The 26,140-nt window shown below is 31.9% G+C and carries 19 protein-coding genes; 16 read left to right on the forward strand and 3 right to left on the reverse strand.

The features are described 5' to 3' along the window. Positions 1 to 38 precede the first annotated feature (38 nt). Positions 39 to 821, forward strand: a complete 783-nt coding sequence (locus tag ES045_RS02320; protein ID WP_147111739.1) for an alpha/beta fold hydrolase — start codon at positions 39 to 41, stop codon at positions 819 to 821. A 46-nt stretch (positions 822 to 867) separates the two neighbouring features. Here the strand turns inward: ES045_RS02320 and ES045_RS02325 are convergent, their stop codons facing one another. Both ES045_RS02325 and ES045_RS02330 read right to left on the reverse strand, forming a co-directional pair. Further along, on the reverse strand, positions 868 to 2,160 hold the full coding sequence (locus ES045_RS02325) for an aminopeptidase P family protein (RefSeq protein WP_147111743.1): 1,293 nt from the start codon (positions 2,158 to 2,160) through the stop codon (positions 868 to 870). 146 nt (positions 2,161 to 2,306) lie between these two features. Further along, the gene (locus tag ES045_RS02330) at positions 2,307 to 3,605 is read right to left on the reverse strand and encodes a DEAD/DEAH box helicase (RefSeq protein ID WP_147111746.1); all 1,299 of its coding nucleotides are present in this window, start codon (positions 3,603 to 3,605) and stop codon (positions 2,307 to 2,309) included. Between the two features lie 165 nt (positions 3,606 to 3,770). Here ES045_RS02330 and ES045_RS02335 point away from each other — a divergent pair, with 165 nt between their 5' ends. The 10 genes from ES045_RS02335 (at position 3,771) to ES045_RS02380 (ending at position 20,438) form a co-directional block, all read left to right on the forward strand. After that, complete coding sequence (locus ES045_RS02335) at positions 3,771 to 6,596, forward strand: WD40/YVTN/BNR-like repeat-containing protein (protein WP_147111749.1); 2,826 nt, start codon at positions 3,771 to 3,773, stop codon at positions 6,594 to 6,596. A gap of 60 nt (positions 6,597 to 6,656) precedes the next feature. Further along, complete coding sequence (locus ES045_RS02340) at positions 6,657 to 7,280, forward strand: DUF6973 domain-containing protein (protein WP_147111751.1); 624 nt, start codon at positions 6,657 to 6,659, stop codon at positions 7,278 to 7,280. A gap of 45 nt (positions 7,281 to 7,325) precedes the next feature. Then, the gene (locus tag ES045_RS02345) at positions 7,326 to 9,614 is read left to right on the forward strand and encodes a LamG domain-containing protein (protein ID WP_147111754.1); all 2,289 of its coding nucleotides are present in this window, start codon (positions 7,326 to 7,328) and stop codon (positions 9,612 to 9,614) included. Positions 9,615 to 9,762: 148 nt separating this feature from the next. Continuing rightward, a complete protein-coding gene (locus tag ES045_RS02350; RefSeq protein ID WP_147111757.1) occupies positions 9,763 to 11,031 on the forward strand; it encodes a Gfo/Idh/MocA family oxidoreductase in 1,269 nt (422 codons plus the stop codon). An 18-nt stretch (positions 11,032 to 11,049) separates the two neighbouring features. Continuing rightward, complete coding sequence (locus ES045_RS02355; protein ID WP_147111759.1) at positions 11,050 to 14,445, forward strand: DUF1080 domain-containing protein; 3,396 nt, start codon at positions 11,050 to 11,052, stop codon at positions 14,443 to 14,445. A gap of 38 nt (positions 14,446 to 14,483) precedes the next feature. Then, on the forward strand, positions 14,484 to 16,190 hold the full coding sequence (locus ES045_RS02360) for a GMC oxidoreductase (protein ID WP_223267155.1): 1,707 nt from the start codon (positions 14,484 to 14,486) through the stop codon (positions 16,188 to 16,190). Continuing rightward, complete coding sequence (locus ES045_RS02365) at positions 16,190 to 16,810, forward strand: gluconate 2-dehydrogenase subunit 3 family protein (RefSeq protein WP_147111762.1); 621 nt, start codon at positions 16,190 to 16,192, stop codon at positions 16,808 to 16,810. The genes ES045_RS02360 and ES045_RS02365 overlap by 1 nt, the downstream gene beginning before the upstream one ends. Before the next feature lie 178 nt (positions 16,811 to 16,988). Then, on the forward strand, positions 16,989 to 17,678 hold the full coding sequence (locus tag ES045_RS02370; protein ID WP_147111765.1) for a succinate dehydrogenase cytochrome b subunit: 690 nt from the start codon (positions 16,989 to 16,991) through the stop codon (positions 17,676 to 17,678). Positions 17,679 to 17,690: 12 nt separating this feature from the next. Continuing rightward, positions 17,691 to 19,688, forward strand: a complete 1,998-nt coding sequence (locus ES045_RS02375; protein WP_147111768.1) for a fumarate reductase/succinate dehydrogenase flavoprotein subunit — start codon at positions 17,691 to 17,693, stop codon at positions 19,686 to 19,688. Positions 19,689 to 19,697: 9 nt separating this feature from the next. Further along, complete coding sequence (locus tag ES045_RS02380) at positions 19,698 to 20,438, forward strand: succinate dehydrogenase/fumarate reductase iron-sulfur subunit (protein ID WP_147111771.1); 741 nt, start codon at positions 19,698 to 19,700, stop codon at positions 20,436 to 20,438. 171 nt (positions 20,439 to 20,609) lie between these two features. Here the strand turns inward: ES045_RS02380 and ES045_RS02385 are convergent, their stop codons facing one another. After that, complete coding sequence (locus tag ES045_RS02385; protein ID WP_189663003.1) at positions 20,610 to 20,843, reverse strand: helix-turn-helix domain-containing protein; 234 nt, start codon at positions 20,841 to 20,843, stop codon at positions 20,610 to 20,612. Positions 20,844 to 21,020: 177 nt separating this feature from the next. Between ES045_RS02385 and ES045_RS02390 the strand changes: the two genes are divergently transcribed. The 5 genes from ES045_RS02390 to ES045_RS02410 all read left to right on the forward strand — a co-directional run bounded on the left by ES045_RS02390 (position 21,021) and on the right by ES045_RS02410 (position 26,111). After that, the gene (locus tag ES045_RS02390) at positions 21,021 to 22,589 is read left to right on the forward strand and encodes a vitamin K epoxide reductase family protein (protein WP_147111774.1); all 1,569 of its coding nucleotides are present in this window, start codon (positions 21,021 to 21,023) and stop codon (positions 22,587 to 22,589) included. A 124-nt stretch (positions 22,590 to 22,713) separates the two neighbouring features. Then, complete coding sequence (locus ES045_RS02395) at positions 22,714 to 22,932, forward strand: hypothetical protein (protein ID WP_147111776.1); 219 nt, start codon at positions 22,714 to 22,716, stop codon at positions 22,930 to 22,932. An 88-nt stretch (positions 22,933 to 23,020) separates the two neighbouring features. Beyond that, positions 23,021 to 24,130: a TlpA family protein disulfide reductase gene (locus tag ES045_RS02400; protein WP_147111779.1), complete on the forward strand. Its 1,110-nt coding sequence runs from the start codon at positions 23,021 to 23,023 to the stop codon at positions 24,128 to 24,130. Between the two features lie 106 nt (positions 24,131 to 24,236). Next, complete coding sequence (locus ES045_RS02405; RefSeq protein WP_147111782.1) at positions 24,237 to 24,461, forward strand: hypothetical protein; 225 nt, start codon at positions 24,237 to 24,239, stop codon at positions 24,459 to 24,461. 69 nt (positions 24,462 to 24,530) lie between these two features. Further along, positions 24,531 to 26,111, forward strand: coding sequence for a TlpA family protein disulfide reductase (locus ES045_RS02410; protein ID WP_147111785.1), 1,581 nt, complete (start codon positions 24,531 to 24,533; stop codon positions 26,109 to 26,111). Positions 26,112 to 26,140: the final 29 nt, after the last annotated feature.

A 26,140-nucleotide genomic window follows, 5' to 3' on the forward strand; every position in this document is an offset into this window, starting at 1 on the left:
AAAAGGCTATTTTTGTTCAAAATTAAAACTCAAATAAGCTGTTAAACTACTATTCATATCCTCATGAGGTTTCTAAGAAATGGGTAACTTTTGTTCATGGAGCAGGAGGAAGCAGTTCTATTTGGTTTAAACAAGTACGTGATTTTAAAAAGCATTTTAACGTTTTAATTTTAGATTTACGTGGCCATGGTAATAGCAAACCAAAGTTAAAAGATACTTTTAAAGCGAAATATACATTCGATTCTATTACTGCAGATATTGTTGAGGTTATTGATCATTTAAAAATTGAAAAATCTCATTTTATTGGTATTTCTTTAGGAACAATTCTTATTCGTAATCTTGCGGAAAAAAGACCAGAATTGGTACAAAGTATGATTATGGGGGGCGCAATTATAAAGATGAACTTTCGTTCGCAAGTTTTAATGAAAGTGGGCAATATCTTTAAATCTGTAGTGCCTTACATGATGCTTTACAAACTCTTTGCTTTTATTATAATGCCGAAGAAAAATCATAAGAAATCGAGATTGTTGTTTGTAAACGAAGCAAAGAAATTATATCAAAAAGAATTTTTACGTTGGTTTAAATTAACTTCAGAAATCAACCCACTTTTACGTTTTTTTAGAACGAAAGACATTCAAATTCCGACTTTATACGTCATGGGAGCAGAGGATCATTTGTTTCTACCATCCATAAAAAACATTGTTTCAAAACATGTTACTTCTTCACTCTTTGTAATTGAAAATTGTGGTCATGTTGTAAATGTAGAACAACCAGAAATGTTTAACAATCAAACCATTGGTTTTATAAATTCTTTGGCATAAAAAAAGCGAGTTTTTCAACCCGCTTTTAAAATACTTATTTCAAGGTTTAACCTTGCATTATATCTTCAATTTCATTTGCTTCAATAGGAATATTTCCCATTAAATTAATCGGTTCTCCTTTTGCTTGCACAACCACATCATCTTCTAAACGAATTCCGAAACCTTCTTTAGGAATGTAAATTCCAGGTTCTACGGTAAATACATTATTTGCTTGCATTGGCTCGTGTAACAGTCCGTAATCATGCGTGTCTAAACCAATATGATGCGAAGTTCCGTGCATAAAATATTGTTTGTATGCAGGCCAATTTTTATCTTCATTCTGAATATCAGCTTTGTCTAATAAACCTAGTTTTAGCAATTCTGAAGTCATAATATTTCCAACCTCTACATGGTATTCTTTCCATAAAGTTCCTGGAACTAATAATTTTGTAGCTTCTTTTTTAACGTGATTTACTGCGTTATAAACTGCTTTTTGTCTGTCAGAGAATTTACCAGAAACAGGTACTGTTCTAGATAAATCACTTTTATAATTTGCGTATTCTGCGGCAACATCAAACAAGATTAAATCACCAGCTTTACATTGTTGATTGTTTTCTACATAATGTAAAACATTTGCGTTGTTTCCTGAAGCAATAATTGGCGTGTATGCGAATCCTTTAGAACGATTTCTTACAAATTCATGCAATAATTCTGCTTCAATCTCATATTCCCAAACACCCGGTTTTATAAAATCTAAAATTCTACGAAAACCCTTATCTGTAATATCACAAGCGTTTTGCATTAAATCTAACTCAATAGGGTCTTTAACAGCGCGTAATCTTTGTAAAATGGGATTACTTTTTGCGACAGAATGCGCAGGATATTTTGCTAATAACCATTTGGTAAAACGATCTTCACGTGTTTCTGTTGTTGTATTTGCTCTGTAATGTTCGTTTGTATTGATGTAAAGAGTATCACAATAAGAAGACATTTCGAACAATACTTTTTCTAAATCTTGTAACCAAAAAACAGTTTTTATTCCAGAAGTTTCTAAAGCAGCTTCTTTGGTTAATTTTGCTCCTTCCCAAACTGCAATATGGTCATTGGTTTCTGTAACAAATAAAACTTCACGTAAGTTTTCATTCGGACAATCTGGAAACAACATTAAAACACTTTCCTCTTGATCTACACCACTTAAATACAAAATATCTCTATGTTGTTCGAATGGCATTGTGCTATCTGCACTTATTGGGTAGGTATCATTAGAATTAAAAATTGCTAAACTATTCGGCTTCATTGCAGCAGCAAAGTTTTTACGATTTTTTAAATATAATTGTGCGTCTATTTTATGGTATTTCATACTAAAAAATTTTGTTGAAATACAAAGGTATGAATAATTAAGACGAACTTACAACGAGATACAACTTCGCTAATAATTAAATACCCTTTTCTGTTTTCAAAAACAGAAAAGGGTATTTAAATAAAGTTAATTTTGTGACTTATTTGTTAATAACGCTTCTTTTTAGGTGCGCTAGTTCTTCCTCTTCCAGAAGGTTCAGAAGGTTTATTCCCTTTAAAATGAGGCTTGCTTTTTGGTTTGTTTCCTTGAGATTTTGTCTTCTTACCAAAAGAACCTTTACTTTGTGAAGCGGCTCTCTTAGGAGCATCTGTATCCGTAGGCTCAAAACCTTCTACAATAGTAGATTCTAATTTTTCTTTTAGTAATTTCTCAATTTCACTTTGGTATTCACTTTCTTCACTACAAACCAAAGAAATTGCTTCCCCAGCTGCACCAGCTCTTCCTGTTCTACCAATTCTGTGTACATAATCTTCTGGTACATTTGGCAATTCGAAATTAACTACGTGAGGTAATAAAGGAATGTCTAAACCACGTGCTGCAATATCTGTTGCAACCAAAATTTTAATAGAATTGTCTTTAAAATTCTTTAAAGCTTTTGTTCTAGCACCCTGACTTTTATTTCCGTGAATTGCTGCAGCAGAAATTCCAGATTTCACTAATTTCTCCGTCAATTTATTAGCACCATGCTTTGTTCTTGTAAAGATTAAAACCTGGTTCCAATTATTGTCTTTAATTAATTTTATCGTAAACTCAGTTTTTTTGTTTTTATCAACCTTATAAACTTTGTGAGTTACTTTTTTTGCTGTTGAATTTTGCGGAGCCGTTTCAACAGAAACAGGATTTCTTAAAATTCCTGAAGCTAATTTTTTAATATCATTAGAAAACGTTGCAGAAAACATTAAATTCTGACGCTTTGCAGGCATAAAACTAATAATTTTGTTAATATCTCTAACAAAACCCATATCTAGCATTCTGTCTGCTTCATCAAGAATTAAAATATCAACTCTTTTAAAAGAAACAGCTTTTCTATCGTGCAAATCCAATAATCTACCAGGGGTTGCTACTAAAATATCTACACCGCTTCTTAACGTCGCTATTTGTGGTTTTGCGTTCACACCACCAAAAACAACTGCAGATTTTATGTCTACATATTTACTGTACTCCTTAACATTGTCATGCACTTGTGCAGCCAATTCTCTGGTTGGTGTTAAAACCAATGCACGTAAAGGCCTGTATTTTGGGTGTTTGGTTTCTACTAAATGTTGTAAAACTGGCAATGTAAAACCGGCAGTTTTTCCTGTACCAGTTTGTGCCGAAGCTAAAATATCTTTTCCGTCTAATATATGTGGAATTGCTTTTTCTTGTATTGGTGATGGTTTGGTGTATCCTTTCTCTTCAACTGCTTTTACCAATGCCGGAGATAAACCTAAATCTTTAAATGTCATAAATAATATTTATGAAAGCAACTTTATGTAGTTGTTTCAGCCCGCAAAGATACATTCTTTAAAATTGAACAAGAATAGATCTTAAAAATCCTTTTTATGTTAATTCTTTTGATATTGATTTTACAAGTAGTAATTTCAACGTTTCTTAATCAAATCTTATTTCTTATGAAATCTATTTTCAAGTTTTTATTACTATGCTTTTCGGTAACACTCGTTGCTCAAAATCCTACAAATTCAGAAACTATTCAACAATCTATACAGAAGAAGTCTCAAATGATGAAATCTTCACTGGTAAAAAACGTAGCCTTTACTAGTATAGGACCAACAGTAATGAGTGGTCGTGTGGTAGATGTAGATGTAAACCCCAACAATACTACAGAGTTTTATGTTGGGTATGCTTCTGGTGGTTTATGGTACACAAATAATAATGGAACCACTTTTACGCCAGTTTTAGACAATGCACCAACACAAAATATTGGTGATATTGCTGTAGATTGGAACTCTGAAACAATTTGGGTGGGTACCGGAGAAAATAATTCTTCTCGTTCTAGTTATGCCGGAATCGGTATTTTAAAATCGACAGACAAAGGGAAGACTTGGGTAAATGTTGGTTTGCCAGACTCACATCATATTGGTAGAATTTTAATGAATCCAAACAATCCGGATGAAGTAATTATTGGTGCAATTGGCCATTTATATTCTCCAAACGCAACACGCGGTATTTTTAAAACGACTGATGGCGGAAAATCATGGAATAAAACATTGTTTATTAATAAGGATACTGGAATTATAGACGTGCAACATGCACCAAATAATTTTAATGTTATGTATGCTGCAGCTTGGGAAAGAGAACGTAAAGCGTGGGATTTTGTTGGAAACGGAAGTAACTCTGGAATTTACAAAAGTACAGATGCAGGAAATTCTTGGACAAAAATTGCAGACAATAGTGGTTTTCCTACAGGAAGCGGTGTTGGTAGAATTGGTTTGGCTGTTTTTAATGAAAACACAGTATATGCTTTACATGATAGTCAATATAGAAGAGCGCCAGAAAGTGATAAGGCTGCCTTCAACTTTACAAAAGAACAATTTAAGAATCTTACTTCTGCGGATGTTTTAGCGCTTAGAAATAAAACATTAGACAGCTATTTGAAAGCACATGGTTTTCAAGAGAAATTTAGAGCAGAAAATGCAAAGCAACTTTTAAGACCAGGTGGTGTAAAACCAAAAGAATTAATGGCCTTCTTAGAAGATGAAATGGCTGTAGTTTTTGAAGAACCAGTTATTGGCGCAGAAATTTTTAAAACAACTAACGGAGGTAAAGACTGGCAAAAAACACACACCAATTATTTAGATGGTATTTACAGTTCTTATGGATATTTTTTCGGTGAAATTAGAGTTGATTTACAAGATGAGAATGGTATTTATGTTTTAGGTGTTTCTATTATAAAATCGAAAGACGGAGGAAAATCATTTACATCGATCAGTAAAGAAAATGTACATTCAGATCACCAAGCATTGTGGGTAAACCCTAAAAAAAGCGGTCATTTATTAGATGGTAATGATGGTGGTTTAAATATTTCTTATGATGATGGTGAAAGCTGGGTAAAATTAAATAACGCCGCTGTTGGGCAATTTTATTCTGTGTATGCAGACAATCAGAAAGATTATAATGTGTATGGTGGTATGCAAGATAATGGTGTTTGGTTTGGTTCACACAATGCAAAAATGGACAAAAGATGGCATCAATCTGGTCAAAATCCTTACAAGTCTATTATGGGCGGAGACGGAATGCAGGTACAAGTAGATGACAGAAATCCTAATATTGTATATACAGGGTATCAATTTGGGAATTACTCTCGTTTAAATTTAGAAACTGAAAAAAGTACTTACATACAACCAGCACCCAAAAAGGACGAAAAACCTTACCGATTTAATTGGCAGACTCCAATTCAGTTGTCTAAACACAATCAAGATATTTTATATTTAGGAAGTAATAAATTGCACAGATCTTTAAACAAAGGAGATGACTGGGAAGAAATCTCAGGAGATTTAACAACTGGCGGAAAGAAAGGAAATGTTGCGTACGGAACGTTAACTTCAATTTCTGAAAGTCCGTTTCAATTCGGGTTAATTTATGTAGGTTCAGATGATGGATACATCAATGTAACTAAAAATGGCGGCGGAAGTTGGATGCGAATTTCAAACAACTTGCCACAAGACTTATGGGTTTCGAGAGTTATTGCTTCAAAATTTAAAAAAGAACGTGTCTATGCAACTTTAAACGGTTACAGATATGATGATTTTACGCCTTATGTGTATGTTTCAGAGAATTACGGACAAACATGGTCTAATATTAGCAACAACCTTCCAACTTCAGCAGTAAACGTAATTAAAGAAGATTCTGAAAATGAACATATTTTATATTTAGGAACCGATAATGGTTTGTTTATTTCTTTTAATAACGGAGAATCTTGGGAAGCATTTAGTAAGAACTTACCAAATGTTGCGGTACACGATTTGGTAATTCAACCAACGGCAAAAGATTTAATTATTGGTACCCATGGTAGAAGTTTGTATAAAGCAAACGTTGCGGCGCTTCAAGAAATTACTACAGAAATTTTAGAAAAGGCTGCACATATTTTTACGATGGATGATCTCAAAAAAAGTAAAAACTGGGGACGTTCTTGGAGCCAATGGAGAGCAGCGTATACACCAGAGGTTACAATTCCTTTTTACGTGAATTCGAATAGAGAAGTAACTGCAGATATCTACGCGGGTAAAGTAAAAGTAAATACCGTTTCTGTAGCAGCAACCAAAGGTTTTAATGAAATAGTTTTTGATGTTTCTTTTTCTGAAAAAGGGAAAAAAGCATTCAAGAGAGCAAATAAGAAAGCGGAATTTACAGTAGCTAAAAACGGTATTTACTATCTTCCAAAAGGAAAATATACTGTAAAAATAAATGCTTCTGAAAGTGAGTTTGAGGTGAAATAAATAAGAGTCTAAAACAGACCTCACAGGTTTTAAAACTTGTGAGGTTTTTTATATTTGAAGATGAAAAAAATACTGATTTTAATATTCTTTTCTTTGTCAATTTCTGTGAGTGGTCAGTCAGATTTTAAAAACTTTTTAAAATTATCTGTTCCCATAAAAAGATGGGTTTTGTTTCATCCTTTTAAGGCAAAATTATCTTTAAAAATTTCTAATGAAACCAACAAAATAGCAGATTCTATTCGAAAAACAAATTTGTTAGATAAAGATGCTGCTGGTGGGCAAGTAGATGCTTTTAGACATGGGTATTGGATGGCAAGATTGCGTCAAGAAATAGGAGAAAGAGCTGCCCGTTCCTTAGGAAAAGCACATGAGAAAGACAATTACCTTACCTATAAAAAATTAAAATTAGAAGATGGTTTTGTGCCAGATGAAATAGCATCAGAAATGGATTTGCACAACAATGAAGAGGGTTTAAAGTTAATTAGAAAAGGAAGTAAGGTTTCTAAAAACGGATTGATTTACAGGGTAATTAATGCCATTTGTGAAGGGAAAATGAAAATTATTAAAAAGAATACCAAAGGAGGTTTTTTAACCTGTGCTGGTGAAATAATCTCTAAAGAAGAATTAAAAGGAAAATGGAAGAATGATAAATGTTTGGTTTCTTCTAATACAAATATTCGTTAAGAAAGTTTCAGTACATTTGTTTTAACGAGATTAATATGAATCCTTTTGAAAAAAATAGTTTCACACTATCTAACTCAATTATTTTGCATTCTATTTGCCATTGCAAGTAGTTCTGCTCAATCTTATAAAACGCTTTCAACAGAACAAAAACAAGTTTTTAGATTGCAGTCGCAACTTTTATTAAAAGTTGCCGATTTAAATGAATCTTCTATTCACAATTTACTAGCATCAAAAAAAGGTTTTGCAATAGAATATGTTGCTAAAAGTGACTTATCTCTCATTGCATATTTCTTAAAAAACAAAAAGAAAATAACGCTTGTTACAAATGAAAAATTAACTACTTTTTTAGAAAAATATCCTTCAGTAATTTTAATAAAACCATCTGAAATTGAGCATCTCAATCTACAAAATACAGTTGCAACCGATCGTACAGAAATACTTTTTAAAGGGTTAGAGGAGTTGGGTAGTATCAATTTTAGTAAGAATGAAACGTTAACAGATAGTATTGTGTATCGCCTTTGGCAAAGATCTGGTAAAATTCCTAATTTTATATATGCCGACTCTACCTCAATCGCCAAGAATAGTAAAGTTGTGTCTTTTTTAAATTCTACAAAAAAAATATACGGAGTTGCAAAAACAGATGAAAAGTTACTTAAAAATGTCTCGTTTAAAAATTTTCCGAATAGAAAAGCAAACGGCTACTTTAGTTATCCACTATACTTTGCTGGAAAGAATCCAATTTTAATACCCTACAAAGCCGGTTATTATTTTTCGCCAGATATTATTTATGCGACTTATGAGAATATGGAGAACCAAAAAGAATTTATTGGTTTTCCTTTAGATCTAACCTTTGGTTTAACAGATTCTTTTGAGTTTGATAAGAAGGTTTCAAATCATGTGCGTAAGAATACTGAAGATATCATTTCTAAACAAGTTTTGGTGGTTAAAGACGCTGTTCATGGAAAAGTAGGTTTTTTTAGCAAGCGAGCTTATATAGATGCAGGAATAGAAAGTAGGTCTGCCTTAAAAACTAGTTTTACAATTACTGCATGGATAAAACCTACAGAGCTAGGTTTTGCACATAGCATTTTAGGTAAAGGAGCCCATTTTGTATTGAAAGTACATAAAGGCTATTTAACTTTTACAATGGCAGGAATTAAAGATTATATTTCACTTTCTTCTCCAATCCCTTTAAATAAATGGAGTCATATTTCTCTTGTATATTCTGAAGTACACAATGAATTGTACTTTTATATTGATGGTAAAAAGACAGATACCGTACCGCTTATTTCAAATTACATCACTTCAGATCATAATTTATTTATAGGGAATGATTTATGGGAAGAGTTTTTTATTGGCTATTTGGGCGCTATTAAAATTTGGGAAAGAGAGTTAAATAGTTCAGAAATTTTTACGCAATTCAGCAATCGAAATGTAGCTGATAAAAAGTATCATTTAAATCTATTTCTTGGGATTGGCTTTTCTATATTGATGAGTATTCTTTTTATATATCGCCAAAAAAGAATCAAAAGAAAAGCAACGTTAAAACCTATAAAAAAAACACCTCAAAAACCCAATATTTCTTCCTTTGAAGCTTATAAAGTGCAACTCTTTTGTTTTGGTTCGCTTCAAATACTGAATGAAAATGGCATTGATTTAGCACAAAAATTATCACCCAAACTAAAACAACTTTTCTTAATTATATTTTTATACAGTGCTAAGGAAGGAAAAGGAATTACTACTAAAAAATTGACGGAAATTTTGTGGCCTGGTATGGATGCTAAAAGTGCAAAAAATACCCGAGGAACAAGCATTCAGAACTTAAGAACCGTACTTTCTTCTTGTTCGGAATTAAAACTACTTTTCTTAAATAAACATTGGTTTTTAGAAATTAGTGATCATTGTTTTTGTGATTATGATGTAGTAAATAATTACATAGCATTATTGTCAGATGAACAATACAACAAAAATATTTTAGAAGAAAAGTTGCCTACCTTATTAGCACTTTTAAAAAGAGGTCGTTTGTTTGCGAGTAGTAGTGCAAGATGGCTAGATCCACATATAGAAAAATTTAGTTATCAGATTACTAAAGAATGTTTTCTTTATATAGATTCCTTGTCAGTTGAAAAACATTCAGAAATTATTTTAGAAGCGATCGAAATTATTCATTTTTATGATGATTTAAATGAAAAAGCATTGCAATTAAAACTCAAAATTCTTATCTATCAAGGAAAGCTAAGTTTGGCGCGTCTTTTGTATGATAATTTCTCGAAACTCTACAAAAATATTTACAAAGAAAACTACTCGATTACCTTCGAGAATAGTATTTCTTAATACCTACCTAGTAAAAACAGGAGATATCGCTATATATCGTTAATAAATAAAATCTTTATTTTAAAATTTTAGTACCCCATTTAGTACCCCTCTTTTTACCTAGGCACTCCTATTTTTGATGATAAATCGAAACCTAAAGAAGTGTTATATGGGCAATGAATTAAATAGTAGAAGAAGTTTTGTTAAGAAAACATTCGCAATAACTGCAGGGATTTCAATAATTCCGAGGCATGTAATGGGCGGCACAAATTTTTTAGCACCAAGTGATCAACTTACCAAAGCAGTAATTGGCGTTGGTGGTATGGGACAAGGACATTTAAATTACGAAGGCACAAAATTATTAGCGATATGTGATGTGGATGGAAAACACTTAGCGAATACACTTAAAAAAGTGGGGCCAGATGTAAAAGGATATCGAGATTTTAGAGAAGTACTTGCAAGACCAGACATAGATATTGTGCATATAGCAACACCACCACATTGGCACGGAATTATGTCTGTGATGGCTGCGGAAGCAGGAAAAGATGTTTGGTGCGAAAAACCAATGACACGAACTATTGGAGAAGGAAAACGAGTTGTTGAAGCAATGAAAGTTCACGGAAAAATGTTTCGCTTGAATACTTGGTTCCGATTTAAAGATAATTTTTACGGAATGGGAACTCCGGTAAAAAAAATAAAAAAAGTAGTGGATAGTGGCGCTTTAGGGTGGCCATTAAAAGTAACAATTAGTGGAGTAACAGGCTTTAACTGGAAATTTTATTGGGTTGGTAAAGAAAATTTAAAACCGCAAGATGTTCCTGCTCATTTCGATTATGATATGTGGTTAGGTCCTGCACCCGAAAAACCATATCACCCACACAGAACGCATTCAACTTTTAGAGGATATTGGGATTATGATGGCGGCGGATTGGGAGATATGGGGCAACATTATATAGACCCTGTTCAATACTTCTTAGGAAAAGATACTACAAGTCCGATTAAAGTTGAAATTGACGCACCACAGCAACATTATGATGCAATTGGTACTTGGCGTAAAATTATTTTCACGTATGCAGATGGCTGTCAGATTATTTTAGATGGCGAAAATAAAGATAAAGATGCCGCATATATTGAAGGGCCCAATGGAAAAATTTATAACGGATTTAAATCTACCATTCCAAATATTGAAGGTTTAGTTGATGGTCTGCCAGATCCAGAAGAACAAATTAGTGTCTTTTCAGATTCAGTTAAAACACGACAGAAATTTGCTTTAAACGAAGAAAACGGACATCGTTCTGCAACGATTGTAAATATGGGGTTAGCAGCATTAAGATTAGGACGAAGTTTAGATTTTGATCCTGTAAAGCAAGAATTTATCAATGATGAAGCAGCAAATAGACTAATCAACCAGCCAGAAAGAACTTCTTGGGAATACTAACAACCACAAATAACTCAGATGAAAAATATATATAATACAATTATAACAGTCGTACTCTTTTTCTGTATGGGAACTGTAGGATATGCTCAAATTAACCGAACAACGGACACCAAAGTTGCAGATATCTTAGCACAAATGCCTGCTAAGAATGAGCAGCATTCCAATACATTAATGGAAGCTGTTTTAAGTCTAAAAAAAGAAGGGATTCTTAAATTTTGTGACATGCTAGTTCCTTTAGGCTCTGGGGATGATGCTAGTGTACGTTATACGTTACATAGTTTAGTGATGTATGTTGGGGAAAACAAGAATACCAGCAACAGAAACAGTGTTGAAGAAGCATTACTTACTGCGATTCGAAAAACTGAATCTCATGAAGTAAAAACGTTCTTAATAGAGCGATTGCAGTACTGTGCAAGCAATGCTAGTATTAAAGATTTAAACGGCTATTTATATGGGAATGAATTCTATAAACCTGCGTTGGCTGTTCTAATGAATATTAAAAGTAAAGAAGCTGCACAAGCAATTTTAGCAGCTTTAGAAGAAAGTAAAGGGCAACAACAAGTTGCTTATATTGCTGCTTTGGGTGCATTAAAATTCACTCCTGCCGTTGCAGCAATCGAAAATTTAAGCAATTCAAATTCAATTGAAACACGCAGACACACTTTAAAAGCATTGGCAAATATTGCTGATGTAAATTCGTACGAAACGCTCTATAATGCTGCGAAAAAAGTTGACTTTCAATCAGAAAATACAGAGGCTGTTTTGTCTTTTATTCATTTCGGAATGCAACAAAACAATGCTAAAATTAATAAGAAAATAGCTAAAGTTCTTTTGAAAAAATGTACTGCTAATAGTCAGTTACATTTTAGAATAGCCGGTTTACAACTGCTAAGTAAGTCTGAAGAAAAAGCCTTGACAAAAAGATTCTTAAAAGAATTTAAACATAAAGAGGGTGCTTATCGAGGAGCTGTTTTAAAGATTGCATCAAAGAATTTAACTTCTGAAAATCTTTTAAAATGGACTAAAAGTTTTAAGAAAGCCTCACCAGAAGGAAAGGTGCAATTGTTAGGAATGCTTCAAAACAGACCAGAAACAACTATTATTTCTTCATTTATTCTTCCTGCAATCAATAGTAAAAATGAGTCCGTTAAAATCTCTGGAATAAAAGCGTTGGCATTTCAACCAAAAGAGCGCGCGTTTCCTATTTTATTTGATGCTTTATCAAAAGAAACAACTCCTTCAGAAATTTCTGCGATAAAAGGAAGTTTATTGCGTCTGACTTCTAAGAGCGATATACATACGATTGCTAATCATTTAGAAAAAAGCAATACCAACGGAAAAACTGCACTTGTAGAGGTATTGGCTGCGAGAAGAGCAACTTCAAAATTTGAGGTAGTTCTGTCTTTGTTAGAAGATAAGAATCAGCAAATAAACGAAGCTGTTTTTAAAGCATTGCCTGCAATCTCAACGCCAAGTCATTTATCAGAATTAATAAATTTATTAAGCACAACAGAAGTTCCGGCACATGTTTCAAACACACAAAGAGCAATTACTGTTGTTTTAGATGCGTCATCAGAAGATTTATCGGCTATGGTTCTAGATGCTTTTAAAACGATTTCAAAAAAAGAAAAACTACTCCCAATTTTGCCGATTTTAAATAATAAAGCTGCATTAAATTTAGTTACTTCATCATTAAAATCTAAACATAAAAATGAAAGAACAAATGCTTTAGATGCTTTGTCTAAATGGAGAAATAATGATGCACTTCCGTATTTATTTGAAGCAGCAAGTAAGAATACAGAACTGCACTCAGAAGCGTTTGTTATTTATCTTTCTCAGGTAGGTAGATCGAAGCACACAGAAGATCAAAAGTTATTGCTCATTAAAAAAATAATGCCTTTTAGTAAAAATACAGAAGAGCGAAAAAGAGTTCTTAAAAGTGCAAGCACAATTAAAACCTTTTTATCGTTAATTTTTGTTTCTAACTATTTAGAAGAGGAAGTTTTAAGAAGTACAGCTTCTAACGCTGCTATTAAAATTGCGTTGCCAACTCCTGGGAAAAATAATGGATTAAGTGGAGCCGTTGTTCGAGAAATTGTGACAAAAAGTATGGATAATATTACAGGACCTGATAGTCAATATATAAAAATTGATGTGACAGAATTCTTGGAAAAAATGCCAAATGTAAAAGGTTTCGAATCCATTTTTAATGGTACTGATTTATCTGGATGGAAAGGGCTTGTTAAAAACCCAATTGCAAGAGCAAAAATGCCGACAAAACAATTGGCAGCTGCGCAAGAAAAAGCAAATGCCCAAATGCTTAGAGATTGGTTTGTAAAAGAAGGCGTTATTGGTTTTAAGGGAGAAGGCTATAATAATATTTGTACCATAAAAGAGTATGGCAATTTTGAAATGTTGGTAGATTGGAAGATTACCAATGGCGGCGATAGTGGTATTTATTTAAGAGGAACACCACAGGTTCAAATTTGGGATGTTGCAAGAACCAATGTTGGTGCTCAAGTAGGAAGTGGTGGTTTGTATAACAATCAGACAAACAAAAGTATTCCTTTAGTGGTTGCAGACAACCCAATAAATGATTGGAATACTTTCCGTATAAAAATGGTTGGAGAACGTGTAACGATCCATTTAAATGGAATCTTGGTGACAGATAATGTTATTCTTGAAAATTATTGGGATAGAAAATTACCAATTTTCACAAAAGAAGCCATAGAATTGCAAGCCCATGGTGAAGATTTAGGATTTAGAAATGTATACGTAAGAGAAATTTCTTCTAGTAATGCCTCATTATCTGAAGAAGAAAAAAAAGAAGGGTTTTCATCTCTTTTTAATGGAAGAGATCTAGATCATTGGATTGGAAATAAAAAAGATTATGTAGTAGAAAATAACGAATTGGTAGTGCGCCCAAAACAAGGTGGTCATGGTAATTTATATAGTGCAAAAGAATATTCAGATTTTAATTTTAGATTCGAGTTTAAATTGACAGTCGGCGCTAATAACGGTTTGGGAATTCATACTCCTTTAGAAGGTGATGCCGCTTATGTTGGTAAAGAATTACAAATTCTCGACGATACAGCATCTATATATGCAAACTTAGAAGATTATCAATATCACGGTGCTGTTTACGGTGTAATTGCAGCGAAAAGAGGTTTTTTAAAACCTGTTGGAGAATGGAATTCTGAAGAGGTTATTGTTACTGGAAATCATATTAAAATTATTTTAAATGGAACTGTTATTCTTGATGCAAATTGGGCAGAAGCTTCTAAAAACGGAACTTTAGACAAGAAAGACCATCCGGGATTGAAAAGAAACAAAGGGCACATTGCTTTTCTTGGTCATGGTTCTGAATTGCAGTTTAGAAACATCAGGATTAAAGATTTAGCTAAAAAAGAGTAGTCCAAATTTGATTTCAAAAATTAATATTGATTCTTAGAATGAGTAAGAAAAAGAATGAAGTGATGTACGACGCTATTGTGATAGGAACTGGCGTTTCTGGTGGATGGGCTGCTAAAGAGTTGAGTGAACAAGGCTTAAAAGTCTTGGTTTTAGAAAGAGGTAGAATGATTACACATGTAGAAGATTATCCTACGATGAACATGGATACCTGGGACCTTGAAAACCGCGGATTAACAGCTGCTGACGCACCTAAATCACAAGAAAAACAGGCACGCTCTGGCTATACAACAGGGGAGGCTACCAAGCATTGGTTTGTAAACGACCTTAAACATCCCTATAATGAAGAAAAAAGATTTGATTGGCTACGTGGTTATCATGTTGGTGGAAGATCTATTATGTGGGGAAGGCAAGTGCTACGCTTAAGTGATTTAGATTTTGAAGCGAATAAGAAAGAAGGAATTGCTGTAGATTGGCCAATTCGATACAAAGATATTGAGCCATGGTACGATAAAGTAGAAGCTTATATTGGGGTAAGTGCAGAAAAATTAAATTTACCTCAATTACCGGATGGCATTTTTTCGCCTCCAATGGATTTAAATTGTGTGGAAACTGAATTTAGAAGCAAACTTCATGAAACCTATGAAGATAGGCACTTAACTATTGGAAGGTTTGCAAATATTACTGGAGACAAGGTTCATGAAGGAAGAGGAAAATGTCTTCACAGAAACCGTTGCATAAGAGGTTGTCCTTTTGGGGCCTATTTTAGTAGCAATTCTTCTACCTTACCAGCAGCAGATAGAAGTGGAAATATGACACTAAGACCCAATTCTATTGTGAGTAAAATTAACTATGACGATGCTAAAAAATTAGCAACAGGAGTTGAAGTAATTGATGCAATAACCCACGAGAAAATTCAGTTTTCTGCAAAAATTATTTTCTGTTGTGCTTCTACAGTCGGTAGTGCTGCTATTTTATTAAACTCAACTTCAAATAGATTCCCAAACGGATTAGGAAATGATTCTGGGGAATTGGGACATAATTTAATGGACCATCATTTTAAAGTTGGGGCAACAGCTACTGTAGACGGATTTGAAGATACATATTATACAGGAAAAAGACCTGCTAGTTTTCATATTCCTAGATTTAGAAACTTAGGAGATGCAAAAACGAAACAAAAATATTTACGAGGTTATGGGTTTCAAGGAAGTGCAAGTAGAACCAAATGGAGTAGAGCGATAAAGGAAATGAGTTTTGGTGAAGAGTTAAAAGAAGAATTATTTAAACCTGGCCCATGGGAAATAGGAATGACTGCTTTTGCAGAATGTTTGCCTTACCATGAAAATAAAATCACTTTAAATTATGAAAAATTAAATGAATGGGGATTGCCAACCGTTACGTTTGATTGTGAGTTTAAAGAGAATGAAAAAGCCATGCGAAAAGACATTCAGCAAGAAGCCGTAAATATGATGAAAGCCGCCGGATTTAAAAATGTAGAAGGATATGATGATCCGTGTTTTCCAGGAAATGCGATTCATGAAATGGGTACTGCAAGAATGGGGCACAATCCAAAAACATCTGTACTTAACAGAAACAACCAAATACATGCGGTACCAAATGTATATGTAACCGATGGTGCTTGTATGAGTTCTTCACCCTATCAAAATCCGTCTTTAACCTATATGGCATTAACTGCAAGAGCAGCCCATCATGCGGTACAGCAATTAAAAGGCAATAAATTTAAATAATGAAAAGAAGAGAATCCCTTAAAATGCTAACACTTGGTTTAGGAGGTATTATTGCGACTCCTATGCTTATGCAATTACTTAGTTCTTGTAAAACTGAAAACATTGAGCAATGGGTTCCTATGTTTTTAACAACAGAAGAATTTTTTATAGTTTCTCATTTAACAGATCTTATATTGCCAGCATCTAAAACTATTGGAGCTTTAGATGTTAAGGTTCCGCAATTTATAGATTTGGTTTTATTTAAAGTTGTGACAAAAAAGGAACAGGAAAAGTTTAAAAAAGGGACTATTTTCTTTAAGAAAATTTTTAAAGAAACTTTTGCGAAAGAAACTTCCGAAGGCACAAAAAAGGATTTTCTTAAAATGTTAAATATCTACTTTAAAATTCCTTCAGAAAAACAAGTAGAAATTTTTAAACTATTAGAAAGTGACGCTGTTTTAAGTAAAAATGAAGAGGTCTATTTTATATATAATTATCTAATGTTTATTAGGCGTTACACCCTTTTTGGATTTTATACATCAGAAGAAGTTGGTACAGAAATTTTAAATTACAACCCAACTCCTGGTTTTTATAACGGTTGTGTACCCATTGAAGAAGCAGGCAACATTCAATCTACTTAAAAGACTTGCGAAAAATAAGGTAGTGAAATTACTATCTTTACTTAAGTTGATTTTTAGAGAAAAAATACAACTCATTTTATTTAAAACTGTTCTAAATACGTATTAAAACAATCTAAATGCCTTGTATTGCAACCACTTTAGCCGTATTTTTGTGCTACACATTTAACTAACATATACAATGAGCGGATTTTTTAAATCTTCAATTGGAAGAAAAGTAGCAATGGCGCTATCAGCGTTTTTCTTAATGTTCTTCTTACTTCAGCATTTAGCAATTAATATTTTATCGGTTTTTAGCCCAGATACTTTTAACGAAGTTTCGCATTTTATGGGCACAAATCCTTTGGTTCAATTTGCATTACAGCCTGTTTTAATTTTTGCAGTTGTTTTTCACTTTGTAATGGGTTTTATTTTAGAGTTAAGAAACTCCAGCGCTAGAAATGTATCGTATGCCAAAAACAATGGAGCTGCAAATTCATCTTGGATGAGTAGAAACATGATTTGGAGTGGAATTACAATTCTTGCTTTTATTATTTTACACTTTATCGATTTTTGGTTTCCAGAAATCAACACAAAATTTATTCAAGGAGATTGGTCTGGTACTCATATTGTTGATGGAATCGAAAGTTTCCGTTACCATGAAGAATTGGTACATAAATTTGCAAATCCATTTAGAGTTGGTGCTTATGTTTTAGCATTTATATTCTTAGGATTGCATTTAGCACATGGTTTTACATCTGCTTTTCAATCAATGGGTGGAACCGCAGGAAGAAAGAAAACATTACAAACTATTGGTAAAGCATACGCAATTATAATTCCAGCAGGTTTTATTTTTATTGCACTTTATCATCATTTTAATCCTAACCATTAATCTTAATAAACTATGGCTTTAGATTCAAAAGTACCAAAAGGTCCAATTAAAGATAAATGGACAGATTATAAAAATCATATCAATCTTGTAAATCCTGCAAACAAGCGTCACATAGATGTTATTGTTGTTGGTACAGGTTTAGCAGGTGGTTCTGCTGCTGCAACATTAGCAGAATTAGGCTACAATGTAAAAGCATTTGCTTATCAAGATTCTCCAAGAAGGGCGCATTCAATTGCAGCGCAGGGAGGAATTAATGCCGCAAAAAATTACCAAGGAGACGGAGATTCTACGTACAGGTTATTTTATGACACTGTAAAAGGAGGAGATTACCGTTCTCGTGAAGCAAACGTATACAGATTGGCAGAGGTTTCTGCAAATATCATCGATCAATGTGTGGCACAAGGAGTTCCTTTTGCACGGGATTATGGTGGTTTGTTAGACAATCGTTCTTTTGGAGGCGTTTTAGTTTCTAGAACTTTTTATGCGAAAGGACAAACAGGACAGCAGTTGTTATTGGGTGCTTATTCTGCAATGAACCGTCAGATTGCTCGTGGAAAGATTGAAATGTTCAATCGTCATGAAATGTTAGATGTTGTTGTTGTTGATGGAAAAGCGCGTGGAATTATTGCACGTAATTTAGTTACAGGAGAAATAGAAAGACATTCTGCACACGCAGTTGTGATTGCTTCTGGTGGTTACGGAAATGTATATTTCTTATCTACCAATGCAATGGGTTCTAATGTAACAGCAGGTTGGAAAGTGCATAAAAAAGGAGCGTATTTTGCGAATCCTTGTTATACACAAATTCATCCAACATGTATTCCAAGATCTGGTGATTATCAATCGAAATTAACATTGATGTCAGAATCATTAAGAAATGATGGTAGAATCTGGGTTCCAAAGAATATGGAAGATGTAATGGCAATTAGAGAAGGAAGTAAAAAACCAACCGATTTGTCTGAAGAACAAAGAGATTATTACTTAGAAAGACGATATCCTGCATTTGGTAATTTAGTACCACGTGATGTTGCATCTAGAGCAGCAAAAGAACGTTGCGATGCTGGTTATGGTGTAAATGCAACAGGTGAAGCAGTTTATTTAGATTTTGCGGCATCTTTTGAACGTTATGGAAAAGAACAAGCAAAGATTCATAATATTTCAAATCCTTCGGAAGCAAAAATTAAAGAATTAGGGCAAGAAATTGTAAAAGCTAAATACGGAAATTTATTTCAGATGTACGAGAAAATCGTAGATGAGAATCCGTATGAAACGCCAATGATGATTTATCCTGCAGTACACTATACCATGGGTGGTGTTTGGGTAGATTATAATTTAATGACTACAATACCTGGTTGTTACGCAATTGGAGAAGCAAATTTCTCTGATCACGGAGCAAATAGATTAGGTGCCTCTGCATTGATGCAAGGTTTGGCAGATGGTTATTTTGTATTGCCATATACTATTGGAGATTACTTAGCAGATGATATTAGAACGGGGAAAATTTCTACGGAAAGCCCAGAGTTTGAAGCTGCAGAAAAAGAGGTAACAGAAAGAATAGCATTCTTTATTAACAATAAAGGAACGCATTCTGTAGATTATTACCACAAGAAATTAGGTAAAATCATGTGGGACAAATGTGGTATGTCTAGAAACGCTGAAGGTTTAAAAACAGCGATTGAAGAAATTTCTGAATTAAGAAAAGATTTCTGGAAAAATGTAAATGTTCCTGGAACCACTACAGAATATAATGAGCAATTAGCAAAAGCAGGTAGAGTTGCAGATTTTCTTGAATTAGGAGAATTATTTGCAAAAGATGCTTTGGTAAGAGAAGAATCTGCTGGTGGGCACTTTAGAGAAGAACACCAAACAGAAGATGGAGAAGCACAAAGAGTTAAAGAATTCCAGTTTGTTTCTGCATGGGAATATAAAGGTGAACCAAAAGATGCAATTTTGCATAAGGAAGCCTTAGAGTATGAGAATATAGAAGTTAAAGAAAGAAGTTATAAATAAAAAGATAGTATGAACTTAACACTTAAGATTTGGCGTCAAGTAGATGCAAACGACAAGGGAAAAATGGTCGATTACAAAGTGACTGAAATTTCAGAACACATGTCTTTTTTAGAAATGATGGACGTTTTGAACGAGCAGTTGGTAAACTCTGGTGAACAACCAGTAGCTTTCGATCATGATTGTAGAGAAGGAATTTGCGGAATGTGTTCTATGTATATTAATGGTGAAGCACATGGGCCAGATAGAGGTGTAACCACTTGTCAATTACATATGAGAATGTTTAAGGACGGTGATACAATTACAATCGAACCTTGGAGAGCAGGTGCTTTTCCTGTAATTAAAGATTTAGTAGTAGATAGATCTGCTTTTGATAGAATTCAACATGCTGGTGGATATATTTCTGTAAACACGTCTGGTAACACACAAGACGCAAACTCAATTCCTATTTCTAAGCACGCAGCAGACGAAGCAATGGATGCGGCAACTTGTATTGGTTGTGGTGCTTGTGTGGCTACGTGTAAAAACAGTTCTGCAATGTTATTTGTAGGTGCAAAAGTATCTCAGTATGCTTTATTACCACAAGGACAGGTAGAAGCAGCAGATCGTGTGCAAAACATGGTTGCTCAAATGGATTTAGAAGGTTTTGGAAACTGTACAAATACAGGTGCTTGTGAAGTAGAATGCCCGAAAGGAATCTCTTTAGACAACATTGCAAGAATGAACAGAGAGTTAATGAAAGCTTCTATTTAAAACTTGTTATTGCGAACGAAACGCGGTGAGAGTGAAGTAATCTGTTTGTCATTTCTAAATGAGCCTTTTTTGGCGATTGAGAAATCTCAATAAATATTTATAAAGTAAAAACCCAAAACTAAATTAGTTTTGGGTTTTTACTTTTTATATTTTTTCTAAATGCGAACTCTATTATTTAATACCTTTAAAAAATTCTTCTGGGCTTACTTCTAAGTATTCCAAAATTTCAAAAAACCTTTTTAAGTCTAATTTGCTTCTTCCTTTTTCTATTTTGAAATAACCACCTTCACCCAAATTAAGATGATCCGCAATATTTATTTGAGTAATTCCAGACTCAACTCTTGTGGCTACAATTTTTTCTAAGGCTGCAAAATACTTAGAATTTGCATTTGATTCTTCTTTCATTTTTTTTTAAATCAAAAGTAATAAAAAAATAATATGTCAACCCGTCCACTTTCGACTAGCTGAAAACAGTATGTTTTTGGTATCCCTGAATTCAGCTAGTCGAAATCGGATGGGTTGTTTTTTAGGTTATTAGAAAAAAATTTCTCGAATTTGGAAGGAGAAAAAGAAAAATAAATTTTGAAAAATCAATTAACAGAGATTATTAGCAAATTATTAAGTCTTAATAAGATTTCATTTGATAGAAAAGAGCTGTTCTTCCAAGTTCAAAGTCATCCTTCTTATCCTAGTTTACACGCAATAACAGGAGTTCTAGATCATTTTAACATAGAAAATGTAGCTGCAGATGTTCCTGTTAGCATAGAAACATTAAAGCAATTGCCAGATTGCTTTATTGCACAGATTATTGATGATAATGGTAAAGAATTAGTTACCGTAGAAAAAGGCAAAAGTAATTACACAGTTATTAAAGGAGCGCGAAAAAAAGAAAAATTAAGTACTAGTCAATTTATTAAGAAATTTACAGGTATAATAGTTGCCGTTGAGAAACCAGAGCATAAAGAGGTTACAACTCACTTAAGTTTATTAAATAATAATTTTTTATTAATAGGGCTTGCAATTGCCCTTGTTTTATTTCTCTTCAATTTAGAGGTATCTCTTCCAAACATTTTTTATTTTTTATTATCATTAATAGGTATATTTATTAGCATCGCAATAATAAAGCAAGAATTAGGTTTGGAAACTGCGATAGGAAATGCTTTTTGTTCTGGAGGTACAGAAAAAAAAGATTGTGACGCTGTTTTAACCTCTAAAGGGGCAGAACTTCTAAAAGGTTATAAGCTAAGTGACTTTAGTTTATTATACTTTATAATTTTATCCTTTTTAACCTTTGTCCAAATTCAAAATCCAAACATTTCATTTATTATAAGTGTTATAGCGCTTCCAATAACAATTTATTCTATTTATTACCAATATTTCATTTTAAAAAAATGGTGTTTGCTTTGCTTAACTATTGTGGGTGTTTTGTGGATTCAATCATTCTTTATTTTATTGGAAAGCAATAATTTTTATAAAATTGGATTGAATGATGTTTTTACTTTTTTAATAATAGCCACCTTTACTTTTCTTTTTTGGAGTTTCCTTAAACCAATATTGTTTGAAGTAAACACTTTGAGAAAAGATAAAATTAAGGCTTTTAAATTTCAAAGAAATTTTGATGTTTTTCATACGATGCTAAATAAATCTAAACCTTTAGAAACAGCCATTGAAGTTACCAACGAAGTAGTATTTGGTAATTTGAATGCTAATCTTGAAATCGTCGTAATTACAAACCCGTTTTGTGGACATTGTAGACCAGTGCATGAGGTCATAGAAAACATACTTTTAAAATACGAAAATGAAGTTAAAATAATTATACGCTTTTATATAAATACTGAAAACATAGAAAGTGATGGAGTTACAGTAACAACCAGAATTTTAGAATTTTATAAAAATGAAGGAAAACAGGTTTGCTTAAAAGCAATGAAGGATATTTATAAAGGGATGGAAACAAATCTATGGTTAAAAAAATGGGAAAAGTGCAATGAGAAAGAGGTTCAAATAGAAATTTTAAAAAGGGAGCGGAATTGGTGTATTGAAAATAACATCAATTTTACTCCTGAACTTTTAATTAATGGAAAAGCATACCCCAAGCAATATGAAAAATCTGAATTATTATTTTTTATTGAAGATTTGATAGAAACTAATTAAAAAATAAAAACCCAAAGCAAAAAAAGCTTTGGGTCTTAAACAAAATTCTCTCGCGAAGAATAGACACAAACTGTGAGTGTCTTTAAATGTTCATGGCAAATATAATTTTTTTAATTTATTTATTATGAAAAAACAAATTTTAAACATTGGTAAGGTTCTTAATAGGGCAGAACAAAAACAAGTTTTTGGTGGTAATATGACATTAGTAGACGCTGGTGACTATGTAGGTTGTCTAAGTGCAGGTGCTTATTGTCGAACAGATGTTACTAATGAAGACTTACAATGTTGTGGGTCTTGTAAAAAGACATCAGATGCTGGTCGTAACGGACTTTGTAAAGATTAAACAATAACGTTTACTATGGCTCAAAATTAAGAGAGCCATAGTTTTTCTTATATTACATCTCTAATCTAGATTATAAAGTAAAAAAGTAATGCAAAATTTCAAAAAATATTTTTTATTAATTCTAATTTGTTCTTCATGTGTTTCAAATAAAAAAGAGGACTCAAAGAATATTTTAATTTTAGGACATGTAAGAGGGCTAAAGGATAGTACTTTAGTTGTTTTAGAAAAATCAGGAAATAAACAAAATATCGATTCAACTTATTCTTTAAAGGAAAAGTTTATTTTAAATTATAAAAAAATTACTATACAAGAGGGTTTATTTTATCTTACTTTTTACACAAAAGCAGGTAAAGAATTGTATAGTTTTAATTTTTGGGGAGGTCAGCCAGAAAATATAGTAATAAATGGGAATTTTGAAACAAAGAAAAATATAAAAGTTATAGACAGTAGAGTAAATAACGTTTTGAAAAAGTATAGAGTATTACCAAATAAATATTCTAATAAAATAGATAAATTATTTGATTCCAATAAAAATCAAAAAGAGAAAAATTTAATATTTAAAAAATACATGGATACAATAAAAAAGGATCAAATAAATTTCCTTTTTAAAAATCCTAATACTGCTTTCACACTAGACGAGTTTTTTAGGTTAAATGAAAAAATATCTAAGGATAGTATTTTAATTTTTTATAATAGTTTAGATGATAACTTAAAAGCGTCAAAAAATGGAGAATTATTAAAAAAGCAAACTTTAAGTAAAAGAATTAAAATAGGAGAAATATTTCGTGATTTTAAAGCGAAAGATTTAAATGGAAATTATAAGAAGTTATCTGATTATAAAGGTAAAATTATAGTTTTAGATTTTTGGGCATATTGGTGCAAATGGTGTCACGTCCAGAACAAAGAAGAGTTTTCTTATTTAAATGAAAAGTATAAAGATGATTTAGTAATTATAAGTTATTCCTTAGACGAGGAAAAAGATGTCTGGAAAAAATCTACGGAAAAACATAGTTACAAATGGGTAAATATTTCTAATTTATTAGGTGTAAAAGATCCTGTAGCTTTTCAATATGGAGTTAAATTATTGCCACATAGTTTTTTAATAGATAAAAATGGTGTTTTACAAAAAGAATTTATTGGTTATAAGAAAGATAGCTTGATTGAAAAAGAGATTAAAAAATTACTAAATACAAACTAACAATTAAAACTAATTTGATGAAAATATTCTCTCGCGAAGAATAGACACAAACTATGAGTGTCTTTAAATGTTCATGGCAAATATAATTTTTTTAAATTTATAAATTATGAAAAAACAAATTTTAAACATTGGAAAGGCTTTAAGTAGAGCTGAACAAAAAGAGGTTTTTGGGGGAGATGTAATTACAGAAGAACCACCTCAAGATAGTACAAATGCCTGGGTAACATGTGGAAATGGTGCTATGTTTAAATCTTACGGTTGTGGATCCTATGCAGATAGTATGTGCGAAAATCATTCGGGATTTTTGTATTGTTCAGAATGGGGTTGGTAATTACTTTTAAAGTAGCTGGGGTTTTTAGCCCCAGTTTTTATGTGTTAACCTAAATTTAAAAACTACATTATGAAATTAAGAGGTATTATTTACTTAATTGTTTTTTCGTTGTTACTTAATTGTAAAAAAAAAATTACAACCAAAAAAGGGTATAAATCAGTAAATAGCATTATTGAAAAGAATGATTCATACTTAAATAAAGTTGTTATAACGGGTACAACCGATGATATAATTGCTTTTAAACATTTAAATTTATTGAATAACACTTACTTATTTGGAAGATCACATCTTAACACTACTAAAGAAATTTTTCCTGATTCACTTCATATGGTTTTAAATTTAATTGAAAAACCATTATTCATGGAGGTGATTGCTTCTTCAGATAAAGCTTTTTATAGAGGGCAAGCTTTTATAACTCCAGGAGATACTATGAGTATAAGAATAAAAAAAGGAGTAATGAAGTTTTTTGGTAAGAATGCTATATATAATAATTATTATTCAGAAATGAATAAACATACGCCTAAGTATAGTAAAAATCCATATTTAGGTAGCTTAAATCGTTACAAAAAAAAGTTGAAATATATTTATAAAAAAAAGATTGACTTTTTTAATCAATATATTGAAAAACATAATTTACAATCTGAATTATTTCTAAATACGATAAAGACTCATCTTAAGCATGAATACTTAAATGCACTTATTAATCCAAAAAATATTAAATCACGAATTGATGGTTTATATTTTGGAGAAATAGACGGTTTAATGCCATTAATTCAAATAGAAGCGGATAAAAATTCGGAAGTAATTATTGATTTATCTAATTATTTTGAAATTATTTCCATTGAAGAATTTAAAGATGTAAATGCGCTTAATAATAGTGTTTTCTTTAAAGATAACATTAATCCATACATACGATATTATTTTCTCGATTCAAAACATTTAGCCTATTCAAAAGAAAAATTTTTAGCTGAAAAAGAATTTATTCAAAATAATTTTGAAGGTGAAATAGAAAATTATGCAATTGCTAGAATGATAAGAGATTATCATTTAAAAGGTTTTGGAAATAGTATAAATAGTATTGAACTCTTGAAAAATACCATTAATGAATACGAACAAAGATTTACAAAACAATCTTATATCGAATTTATGAATGATATAAAAGAAGACTTAAAATCATTTAATTTCGAAATATCAGAATATGCCCTAAATTCTAAGTTTATTAATATTAATGGAGATACCTTATCTCTAAAGAAAATTTTTGCTCGTTCAAATAATAGAATTAAGGTTATCGATTTTTGGGCAACTTGGTGTCCGCCTTGTATAAAACAAATTAAAGAAGGTAAAGCATTTAAAGATCGTCTTCAGGTTGAGAATAATGTTGAATGGATTTATATTTCACCTGAAAAGGATTATGAAAAATGGGTAGAAGCTAACAAAAAATTTGAACATGTTTTAAATTTTAATAACTCTTTTTTTCTTTTAAAAGGTCTTAAATCTTCTTTAGCAAGAACATTTAAAGTTAAAGAAATACCCAGATATGTTATTTTAAATAAAGAAAATAAGATAGTATTAAATAATGCACCTTCTCCTTCTGATAATGAAAATTTTGAAAAGATTATAGATCGTATTTATAGAAAGGAAAAAGAATGATAATAATTCTTAAAACGTATAATATATTA

The sequence above is a fragment of the Polaribacter sp. IC073 genome, from assembly GCF_007997075.1.
Lineage (GTDB): Bacteria > Bacteroidota > Bacteroidia > Flavobacteriales > Flavobacteriaceae > Polaribacter.